Raw genomic sequence first — 9,770 nt, 5'->3', positions numbered from 1 at the left:
GAGGGTGATGGCGCCGGCCCCTTCTGTGATCTTGCCGATGAGGGCCGCCGGGTATCCGGCGGCGTGCAGGTGCTCAAGCAGGCCGCCGGCCTGATCTGCGGCCACCGCCGCCAAGAGCCCGCCCGCAGTTTGCGGGTCGAACAGCAGCTCCTGCCAGCCGGTGGTTTTCAGCTCCGGCACCGTCGCCTGGTTGGCGGGCAGCAGCGAGGACCGGACCCCGCGGTCAGCCAGTTCTGCGGCGCCTTGCATCAGGGGCACCTGGCCGGTGAACACGTCCGCGCCTGTGCGGGACGCCTCGCAGATGCCGAGCAGATGGCCGAGCAGGCCAAAGCCGGTCACGTCGGTCATCGCATGGGCGCCTTGCAGGATGCGGGCGGCCTCACCCTGCGGCTGGCTCATCTGCTCCAGTGCCGCTGCCACCCACTCTCCGCTGGCGTCGCCAGCCATTTCCGCGGCCATCAGCACGCCGGAGCCGATGGGTTTGGTCAGGATGAGCGCATCGCCCGGCCGGGCGCCGGCAAGCGTGATCGGCGGGCGGGGGCAGAGGCCGGTGACGGTGAAGCCCACGGTCAGCTCATCCCCCAGCGAGGTGTGGCCGCCGATGATGGCGGCGCCGGCCGATTGCATGACCTCTGTGGCGGCTGCCATGATTTCCTGCAGGGTGCGGGTTTGCAATTCCGGCGACATGCGTGGCAGGATCAGGTTGGCCGTTGCCGCCTGAGGTTCCGCGCCCATTGCCCAGATGTCCCCCAGCGCATGCACGGCGGCGATGCGGGCCATCAGTACCGGATCATTGGTGAAGCTGCGAAGGTGATCGGTGCTGATCACCTGTTTGACGCCGCCGGTGGTCAGCAGCGCGGCATCGTCGCCGGGCAGGGGTGTGATGTCTTCGCGCCCGGTGCTGCTGAGCCCGGCCAGCGTGCCCAGCAGCGCGCCGCGCCCGACCTTGGCGCCGCAGCCGCCGCACATCGGCTTGTCCCCCAGCGCCTGCTCCATCCCCAGCGTGTGTTCGGCGGGCAGCGGCGGCTGGTCCATCGCGGGCAGGTCGCGGAACTTCTCCATGAAGGCCTGGTCGATGCGGTCCTTCCAGCTCCACATCAAGGGGCCCGACAGCGTGGTGCCGAAGCGTTCGCCAAGCGCTTCCTTGGCGCCCATGGAGATCAGTTTCAGGTAATCCTTTTGCGGACGGTATTTGCGCAGAGGGTCGCCTGTCAGGGTGCTGCGCAGATTGTGGTAGAGCACCGGGGCCTGGCGCACTGCATAGACGCCGGCCTTGGGGCGCGGGGCGAAATCCAGATGGGCGCAGTCGCCGGCGGCAAAGACATTGGCGGCAGAGCTTTGCAGGGTTTCACTGACCCGGATGAAGCCGTCCTGCAGGTCAAGCCCGCTGTTCGCGAGCCAGCCGTAGGGGCGGGCGCCGGCGGCGCCGGTGGTGAAATCCGACAGCACCTCGCGCCCGTCCTGCAGCACGATATAGCCGTCCTCAATCCGTTCGACCGGCGCGTTTTCCTCCAGCCGGACGCCGTGTTCGACCAAGGCGCGCAGAAGCTTGCTGCGGGCGGTCTCGCCGATGGCGCGCAAGGCCTGGTCGCTGTCGATCAGCGTCGCCTGGGCCAGACGGCCGCGGGATTTCAGCGCAAAGGCCATGGCCAGGATCAGCTCTGCACCGGCAACCCCGCCGCCGATCACGGCGGCATGGGCGGGGCCGCTGCCATCGCGGAAGGCGGACCACTGCGCGGCGAACCGGCCGAGCGGTTTGGCCGGGATGCCGTATTCGGCAAAGCCCGGCAGATCCGGCATGGCGGAGGTGATGCCGATGTCGACGGAGGCCACGTCATAGGCAACCGGCGGGCGGCCCGGCACATGCACCAGCCGGGCCGCGGTGTCGATATGCTCTGCCGCGCCCAGCACCACGCGGGCACCGGCAAAGCGGGCCAGGCGCACCAGGTCGATGTCCAGCTCCCCGCGTGTGTAATGGCCTGCGACAAAGCCGGGCAGCATGCCGGAATAGGGCGCGGCGGGGCCGGGGTTGATGACTGTCAGCCGGGCGCCGGGCAGGGGCCGCATCCCCCATTTGCGCAAGACCAGCGCGTGGGTGTGGCCGCCGCCGATCAGCACCAGATCGCGGGTGAGCGGCAATCGCAAAGAGTCCATATGCTATCCTGCCTGTGCTGCGGGCCGGTTCCGGCCGGGTTGCTGCGCTTATTGCGCGGCGTCCGGGCGGCCTGCGGTTCTCTGTTCCTCATCCTCCGGTTTGTCATGGGTGGCCCAATGGTCATCCACACCTGCCGAAGGCATTGTTTCGCGGGTCTCGTGCCGGTGGATATGCACCTTGGCAATGAAATTCGCGGTGATCGGGGCGGTCAGGAACAGGAACAGAGTGATCATCAGCTCATGCACCGAGACATATTCCTCGAACACTGCCGCGTGGATCAGCGAGGCCAGCAGCACCCCGCCGACGCCCAGCGTGGTGGCCTTGGTGGGCGCGTGCAGGCGCGACATCCGATCGTTAAGCTTGATCAGGCCGTAGGAGCCGACGATGCCGAAGATCCCGGCAATCACCAGGAAGGCGGCAACAATAAATTCAAACAGACTTGCCATCTTTGCCCCTCACTCGATGATGTTGCCGCGCAGGATGAAGCGCGCGTAGGCCACGGTGGAGACGAAGCCGAGCATGGCGATGATCATCGCGGCCTCGAAAAAGATCTCTGTCCCGAGCGCCATGCCATAGAGCACCATCAGGGCGATGGCGTTGATGAACATGGTATCCAGCGCCAGGATGCGGTCGGCGATATCCGGGGCGGTGACGACCTTCCACAGGTTCATCAGCATCGCCAGGGCGAAGCAGGCAAAGGCGAAATAGGCAGCGTTTTCGATCATTCGAAAATCTCCATCAGCCGGCGCTCATAGCGTTGTTTGATCTCGTCGCGCACCGCGTCCGGGTCGGGGGCATCCAGGCAATGTACCAAAAGCGCGTGGCCTGCGTCAGAGATATCCGCCGACAGGGTGCCGGGGGTCATGGTGATGGTGCCGGCCAGGGCGGTGATCGCCTCGGGCGTTTTCAGGTCCAGCGGGATGGTGATCCAGTTGGGGCGGCGGTCTGCGTTAGGCTTGAACAGCACGATCCGGGCCACGATGATATTGGCCTGGATGATGTCCATCAGGACGATCAGCACGTACTCCGCGATTTTCAGCGGTTTGCTGAGCCGCGGCCGGTTGGGCCAGTAGGGCTGGGTGAAAAACGGGATCAGCACCCCCAGCATAAAGCCGAAAAGCAGCGAGTTCAGCGACCAGCCATTCACCAGCAGCAGCCAGGTGAGGGTCAGCAGCAGCGTCAGAAAAGGGTGCGGCAGCAGCCGCCGGAACAGTTTCATTTCGCCTCCTCCCCAAGCACGGTACCGATATACGCCTCAGGCGCAAAGAGCTGCGCTGCGGTGGCCTCGGCGTAGCGGGTGGCGGGGCCCGCAAAGACGGTGAGCGCCACCAGCCCCGCCAGCAGCCCGAAACACGCGACAAACGGCAGCTGCGCCGGTCTTGCGGCAGGCTCCTCCTGCGGCGGCTCCTCGCTGGTATCGGTGTTTTCCGGCGGCAGGCCGTGGCCTTTCCAGAACAGCAGCGAGCCTGCGCGCGCCATGCCGATGATGGTGATCAGCGAGCCGACGAGGATCACCGCCCAGATCCAGGTGGCCAGCTCAGAGCCGCGGGTGGCATCCAGCACCAGCAGCTTGCCCAGGAAGCCCGACAGCGGCGGCATCCCCGCCAGCGCGATGGCGGCGGCAAAGAACAGCGCCGAGATCAGCCCGGTCTGCGGCATCGGCAGCTGCGGCAGGATCCAGCCGCCCTGGCGCTCCATCACCAGGTCGGCAACCAGGAACAGCAGCGCTGCGGCCAGGGTGGAATGCACCAGGTAATAGAGCGCGGCGGCGGTGGCGGTCTGGGTGAACAGCGACACCGCAATCAGCAGCGTCCCCATCGAGGCGATGGCGCCAAAGGCGGCCAGGCGGCCGATCTTGTTGGAGCCAAGCACGCCAATTGCACCGGCAATCAGCGTCAGCAGCGCGGCGGGCAGCAGCCAGTTTTCGGTCAGCCCGGCGGTCGCCGCGATCTCTGGCCCGAAGACCAGCGTGTACATGCGCAGGATCGAATAGGCGCCGACCTTGGTCATGATGGCGAACAGCGCCGCCACCGGCATCGGCGCGTTGGCATAGGCCGAGGGCAGCCAGAAATGCAGCGGCAGCAGCGCCGCCTTGATGGCAAAGACCAGAAGCAGCATCACCGCGCCGGCCCGCAGCAGGGCGGTATCCTCGGCCGGGATCTGCGCGACCTTCACCGCAAGGTCTGCCATGTTCAGCGTGCCGGTCACCGAATAAATCGTGCCAAGGGCAAACAGGAACAGGGTGGAGCCAAGGAGGTTGAAGACCACATACTGCACCCCGGCCTGAAAGCGGCGGGTGCCGCCAGAGTGGATCATCAGGCCGTAAGAGGCGATCAGCAGCACTTCGAAAAAGACAAACAGGTTGAAGGCGTCGCCGGTCAGGAAGGCGCCCATGATGCCCATCAGCTGGAACTGGAACAGCGCGTGGAAGTTGCTGCCGCGGGTGTCCCAGCCCGACCCGATGGCATAAAGCAGCACCGGCAGCGCCAAAAGCGAGGTCAGCACGATCATCATGCCCGACAGCCGGTCCAGCACCAGCACGATGCCAAAGGGCGCGGGCCAGTCGCCCAGCTCATAAACCTTGACGGTGCCGTCTGCGGCTTGTGCCGCCAGCGCCAGGGTTACACCGGCCAGCAGCACCGCGCTGGCGAGGGAGAAGATCCGCTGCAGGTCCAGGTGGTGGCGCAGGACCATGATGATGAACGGCGCAACCAGGGCAGGCAGCACCACCGGCGCGATCAGAAGGTGCTCCATCATGCGTCCTCTCCCGCGCCTTCGGGCTCAGCGGGCAGGGCGGTGCGGTCATCGCGCGAGGACAGGAAGGCCCCCAGCGCGATCATCACCACCACCGCGGTCATGCCGAAGGAGATCACGATGGCGGTCAGCACCAGCGCCTGCGGCAGCGGATCGGTATAGGCCACCTCCTCATACTTGTTGAGGATCGGCGGCGCGGCGGTCATCAGCCGGCCGGAGGCAAACAGGAAGACGTTGACCGCATAGGTGATCAGCGACAGGCCGAGGATCACCGGGAAGCTGCGGCGGCGCAGGATCAGATAGATGCCGGCCGCAGTCAGGATGCCCACGGCCGAGGCGACGAGAAGTTCCATGGTTATCCCTCCGTCCCGGTCTTGGCCGCGTCCTCGCGGGCCGGGTTGATGTCCATCGCGTGTTCAGAGCTGATGCCCGGCTGCCAGGCAAAGCGCGACAGGCTTTCCAGTGCCAAGAGCACCGCGCCCACCACCGCCAGGAAGACGCCAAGGTCAAACAGCGCCGCTGTGGCCCATTCGAACTCCTCCAGCGGTTCCCAGTGGATATAGCCGAAGGCGCTGGTCAGGAACGGCATCCCGTTGAACCAGGCGCCCATGCCGGTGGCGGCGGCAATCAGCACGCCGGAGCCGATGATGGCGTGGTACGGGTAACGCTGCCGCTCGGTCGCCCAGGCAAAGCCCGAGGCCATGTACTGCATGATGATCGCAATCGCCGCGACGAGGCCCGCGATAAAGCCGCCGCCGGGCAGGTTGTGGCCGCGGAAAAAGATATAGGCCGCCACCATCAGCGCCAGCGGCATCATCACCCGGGTCGCCACCACCATCATCAGCGGATGGCTGTCGCCCGCCTGCGGCAGGTCCGGCTCGCGGTTCAAGAGGTAGGCGCGCACGCGGGAGCCCAGCACCGCCTCTGTCAGGGCAAAGATCACCATGGCGGCGATGCCCAGCACGATGATCTCGCCAAAGGTGTCATAGCCGCGGAAGTCGACCAGGATCACGTTCACCACATTGGTGCCGCCGCCGCCCTTGTAGGAGTTGGCGAGGTGGAAGTCCGAGATGGTCGGGAAGGCAAAGTCGCGCATCAGCAGCGCATAGATCAGCCCGCCCGCGCCCAGGCCCGCGACAACCGAAATGGCGCCGTCGCGCAGACGCGTCAGGACCGGGGTTTCGACCGGGGTTTCCTTGGGCATGAAGTTCAGCGCCAGCAGCATCAGGATGATGGTCACCACCTCGACCGAGATCTGGGTCAGCGCCAGGTCCGGCGCCGAGAGGTAGTTGAACGCCATAGAGACCACCAGGCCGATCACGCCGATCAGCACCAGCGACAGCAGGCGGTTGCGGTGCTTCACCACAATGAAAAGGGTTGCGATTACCAAGGCGAACCAGCCGGTCACCGGCAGCAGGCCGGGTTCCTGCAGGCTGCGCGTCGGCGCGCCCAGGGTGCCGCCCTGGTAGGCCAGGTAGGCAATCACCACAGTGAAGGCGACCATCACCGCGGAGTAGCGGTTAAGGGCACCGTTGTGCAGCCCGCTGGTCACTGCCTGGCTGAGGCGGGTGAAAGCCCCGATAAGGCCCTCAAAAATCACCTTGGCCTCGGGGCGCGGCGCGGCGTCCCAGGCGCGGGCCAGCGGTTTATGCAGGGCCAGCAGCACCGCGCCGCCAATCACCGCAAATATCGACATATACAGCGCCGGGGTCAGCCCGTGCCACAGTTTGAGCGAGTAATAGGGCAGCTTTTCGCCGCCGATCACCGCGCTGGCGGCGGTGGCCACCATCGGGCCTGCGATCTTGGCCGAGGCAAGGCCGATCAGCACCACCAGCAGCACCAGGAAGGCAGGGCCGATCCACATGCCGGTGCCCGGGTCATGCGGGTGGCCGGGGTAATCCTCGCGCTTGGGGCCGAGGAAGACATGAGCGATGAAGCGGAAGGAATAGGCCGCGGAGAACACAGCCGCCGCGGTCACCAGCGCCGGCACGATCAGATGCGAGCCGTTCCAGAGGGTGTGGGAGGCTTCCTCCAGCATCATCTCCTTGGACAGGAAGCCGTTCAGCGGCGGAATGCCCGCCATCGACAGCGCCGCCACCGTGCCGATGGTGAAGGTGACGGGCATCAGGTGGCGCAGGCCCCCGAGGCGCTTGATGTCGCGGGTGCCGGCCTCGTGGTCGACGATGCCTGCGGTCATGAACAGCGCCGCCTTGAAGGTGGCGTGGTTGATGATGTGAAAGACAGCCGCCACGGCGGCGAACTTGGTGCCGAACCCCAGGAGCATGGTGATCAGACCCAGGTGGCTGACGGTGGAGAACGCCAGCAGCGCCTTGAGGTCATCCTTGAACAGCGCAATCACCGCGCCCAGCAGCATGGTCACTAGGCCGGTGGTGGCGACGATGTAGAACCATTCCGGCGTGCCGGCCAGAACCGGCCACAGCCGCGCCATCAGGAACAGCCCGGCCTTCACCATGGTGGCGGAGTGCAGATAGGCCGACACCGGTGTTGGTGCCGCCATCGCGTGCGGCAGCCAGAAGTGGAAGGGGAACTGGGCAGACTTGGTGAAGGCGCCCAGCAGGATCAGGATCAGCGCCGGCAGATAGAGCGGCGAGGCTTGGATCGCGTCCTTGTTCTGCAGGATCACGCTGAGGTCATAGGAGCCTGCGATATGGCCCAGGATCAGCATCCCCGCGATCATCGCCAGCCCGCCGGACCCGGTCACGGCCAGCGCCATGCGGGCGCCTTGGCGGCCTTCGGGCAGGTGCTTCCAATAGCCGATAAGCAGGAAGGAACTGAGCGAGGTAAGCTCCCAGAATACCAGCAAAAGCAGGATGTTGTCGGACAGAACGATACCAACCATCGCGCCCTGGAACAGCAAGAGGTAGCTGTAGAACTGGCCCATCGGGTCTTCGCGCGACAGGTAGAAGCGGGCGTAGAGGATAATCAGCAGGCCGATGCCGAGGATCATCGCCGCAAACAGGAAGCCCAGCCCGTCGAGGAAGAAATGGGCATTCAGCCCCAGGGCGGGCAGCCAGTCCACCGCAGCAAAAACGGTCTCGCCGCGGAAGATGGCGGGGATGTGCAGCATCAGCCCGGTGAAGGCGAGGAAGGTTGTCAGCCCGGCTGCCGAAGCCGCGGCATTGCGCCCGGCGCGGATCAAAAGCGCTGGGAAGACGGCTCCGAGAAAGGGCAGGGCCGCAATCAGGAATAGGGACACGTGCAGGTCTCCTGTCGGGTTGGCGCGTCGTTGTTTTTTGGTCCAGTGCTAAGCAATTTTTCAGCCCAGAACCACCCCCGCCGCCCCTGATACGGTAAGAATGCCGCAACCCCGGGACGGAATTGATACGATTATTGCGCCTATATTTGGGGGAGGCGTGCGCAATAACAAGAACTTGACCGGCCGAAACCCTCTATTTCCGGTGATTGGCGGCGGCCAAGCTGCTAGATCTTGGGGCAGGACCGCGATCCAGCGGCGGCAAATGGAGATGCGGAGGCAAAATGCCCGGTACACAGCCCGGTACACAGACGGACACTGGCAACCTGACGCGGCGGCTGATGCTGCTGGGCGGGGCTGCGGCGGCAGGCGGCTTTGGCTACTGGTGGCACCGCCGCCAGCCGCCCGCGCACGACCAGCCGCGGCTGAGCGCGGCACAGGCCTTTGCCGCGGCCCGGGACGGCGGCATTATCCTGGTGGATATCCGCACGCCGCAGGAATGGCGCGCGTCCGGGGTACCGGTGGGCAGCCACCAGATCGACATGCGGCGCGATGATTTCCTGGCCGCCTTGCAGGCGGTGACGGGGCCGGACAGGGCCGCGCCGGTGGCACTGATCTGCGCCCGCGGGGTGCGCTCGGCGCGGATGACGCTGGCGCTGGCAGACGCGGGCTTCACCAATGTGATCGACGTGCCCGAAGGCATGCTGGGCTCCGCCGCGGGGCCGGGCTGGATTGCAGGCAACCTGCCGGTGGCCCGGTGGGAGGGGTGATGAGAGGTTTTAAGCCTGGGGCCTCGGTTGCGGCGCTGATTGCGTTTTGGGGCAGCGGAGCGGCGGCGGGATGCGGCGCGGCGCCGGAGGTTTGCGAGGTGCAGGATGGCCGCTATCACATCGTGCTGCCGGAGGCCTCCGCTGCGCCGGTGCCGGTGGTGATGTTCCTTCACGGCTACGGCGGCAGCGGCGCGCAGGTGCTGAAGAACAAAGCGCTTGTTGAAGGGGTGACGCAGCGCGGCTATGCGCTGATTGCGCCGGAGGGGCGCAAGCGGGGCGGTGCTGGTCCGCAAAGCTGGGGGTTCGGCCCCTTTGATGACGGCCGCGATGAAGGCGCGTTCTTTGCCGCGGTTCTGGCAGATGCCTCTGCGCGGTTTGGCACGTCCGGGGCGCAGACCGTCCTGGCAGGGTTCTCGGCCGGGGCCTTTATGGTCCATTACCTGGCCTGCCGCGATCCCGAAGCCTTTGCGGCTTATGCGCCGGTTTCGGGGGCCTTTTGGCGGCCGCAGCCGGAGGCTTGCGCAGGGCCGGTGCGGCTGTTGCAGGTCCACGGCTGGCGCGATGAGGTGGTGCCGCTGGAGGGGCGGCCTCTCGGCGGCGGCCGCTGGGAGCAGGGCGACGTCTTTGCCGGGCTGGAGCTGTGGCGGCAGGCCAATGGCTGCACCTCCCATGCGCCGGACAGAGCGTGGCGGGAGGACGGCCAGTTGCGCCGCCGCTGGGACTGCGGGCCGGGGGCTGAAATCGAGATGGTTCTGTTTGACGGCGGCCATGCGCTGCCCGGGGGCTGGGCTGGCTGGATGGCCGATTGGTTCGAGGACGAACCCGCCGTGCGCTGACCGCCCGGGGCAGCGCCTTTTGAACCGGTGCGCTCCCGCCC

Annotated in this window: 9 protein-coding genes; 2 read left to right on the top strand and 7 right to left on the bottom strand. The window is 66.4% G+C overall.

The window, feature by feature from the left end; genetic code table 11:
• From selD to ACTRWG_RS22150, 7 genes are all read right to left on the bottom strand, one after another.
• Positions 1-2,154: selenide, water dikinase SelD (gene selD, locus ACTRWG_RS22180; protein ID WP_462829946.1), on the bottom strand; the 2,154-nt coding region annotated here is incomplete at its 3' end.
• Between the two features lie 48 nt (positions 2,155-2,202).
• A complete protein-coding gene (locus tag ACTRWG_RS22175) occupies positions 2,203-2,601 on the bottom strand; it encodes a Na+/H+ antiporter subunit G (protein WP_027237996.1) in 399 nt (132 codons plus the stop codon).
• Between the two features lie 9 nt (positions 2,602-2,610).
• A complete protein-coding gene (locus tag ACTRWG_RS22170) occupies positions 2,611-2,880 on the bottom strand; it encodes a K+/H+ antiporter subunit F (RefSeq protein WP_027237995.1) in 270 nt (89 codons plus the stop codon).
• The gene (locus ACTRWG_RS22165) at positions 2,877-3,374 is read right to left on the bottom strand and encodes a Na+/H+ antiporter subunit E (protein ID WP_027237994.1); all 498 of its coding nucleotides are present in this window, start codon (positions 3,372-3,374) and stop codon (positions 2,877-2,879) included. The genes ACTRWG_RS22170 and ACTRWG_RS22165 overlap by 4 nt, the downstream gene beginning before the upstream one ends.
• Positions 3,371-4,909: a monovalent cation/H+ antiporter subunit D gene (locus ACTRWG_RS22160; RefSeq protein WP_462829947.1), complete on the bottom strand. Its 1,539-nt coding sequence runs from the start codon at positions 4,907-4,909 to the stop codon at positions 3,371-3,373. The genes ACTRWG_RS22165 and ACTRWG_RS22160 overlap by 4 nt, the downstream gene beginning before the upstream one ends.
• Complete coding sequence (locus ACTRWG_RS22155; RefSeq protein ID WP_027237992.1) at positions 4,909-5,262, bottom strand: Na+/H+ antiporter subunit C; 354 nt, start codon at positions 5,260-5,262, stop codon at positions 4,909-4,911. The genes ACTRWG_RS22160 and ACTRWG_RS22155 overlap by 1 nt, the downstream gene beginning before the upstream one ends.
• 2 nt (positions 5,263-5,264) lie before the next feature.
• Positions 5,265-8,126: a monovalent cation/H+ antiporter subunit A gene (locus ACTRWG_RS22150; RefSeq protein ID WP_462829945.1), complete on the bottom strand. Its 2,862-nt coding sequence runs from the start codon at positions 8,124-8,126 to the stop codon at positions 5,265-5,267.
• 281 nt (positions 8,127-8,407) lie between these two features.
• On the opposite strand from ACTRWG_RS22150, the gene ACTRWG_RS22145 reads away from it, so the two are divergent.
• Together ACTRWG_RS22145 and ACTRWG_RS22140 are read left to right on the top strand one after the other, a co-directional pair.
• Positions 8,408-8,893, top strand: coding sequence for a rhodanese-like domain-containing protein (locus ACTRWG_RS22145; RefSeq protein ID WP_051357890.1), 486 nt, complete (start codon positions 8,408-8,410; stop codon positions 8,891-8,893).
• On the top strand, positions 8,893-9,729 hold the full coding sequence (locus tag ACTRWG_RS22140) for a CE1 family esterase (RefSeq protein WP_462829944.1): 837 nt from the start codon (positions 8,893-8,895) through the stop codon (positions 9,727-9,729). Before ACTRWG_RS22145 ends, ACTRWG_RS22140 begins: the two co-directional genes overlap by 1 nt.
• Positions 9,730-9,770: the final 41 nt, after the last annotated feature.

This window comes from Leisingera sp. G5_S3_59_S7 (assembly GCF_054968485.1).
This window is presented reverse-complemented; position numbering and strand designations above follow the sequence as displayed.

Excerpts from the sequence above, each read along its gene's own strand:
- ACTRWG_RS22140 (WP_462829944.1), top strand. The coding sequence starts at position 8,893 with ATGAGAGGTTTTAAGCCTGGGGCCTCGGTTGCGGCGCTGATTGCGTTT.
- ACTRWG_RS22170 (WP_027237995.1), bottom strand. The coding sequence starts at position 2,880 with ATGATCGAAAACGCTGCCTATTTCGCCTTTGCCTGCTTCGCCCTGGCG.
- ACTRWG_RS22175 (WP_027237996.1), bottom strand. The coding sequence starts at position 2,601 with ATGGCAAGTCTGTTTGAATTTATTGTTGCCGCCTTCCTGGTGATTGCC.
- ACTRWG_RS22160 (WP_462829947.1), bottom strand. The coding sequence starts at position 4,909 with ATGGAGCACCTTCTGATCGCGCCGGTGGTGCTGCCTGCCCTGGTTGCG.
- ACTRWG_RS22165 (WP_027237994.1), bottom strand. The coding sequence starts at position 3,374 with ATGAAACTGTTCCGGCGGCTGCTGCCGCACCCTTTTCTGACGCTGCTG.
- ACTRWG_RS22155 (WP_027237992.1), bottom strand. The coding sequence starts at position 5,262 with ATGGAACTTCTCGTCGCCTCGGCCGTGGGCATCCTGACTGCGGCCGGC.
- ACTRWG_RS22145 (WP_051357890.1), top strand. The coding sequence starts at position 8,408 with ATGCCCGGTACACAGCCCGGTACACAGACGGACACTGGCAACCTGACG.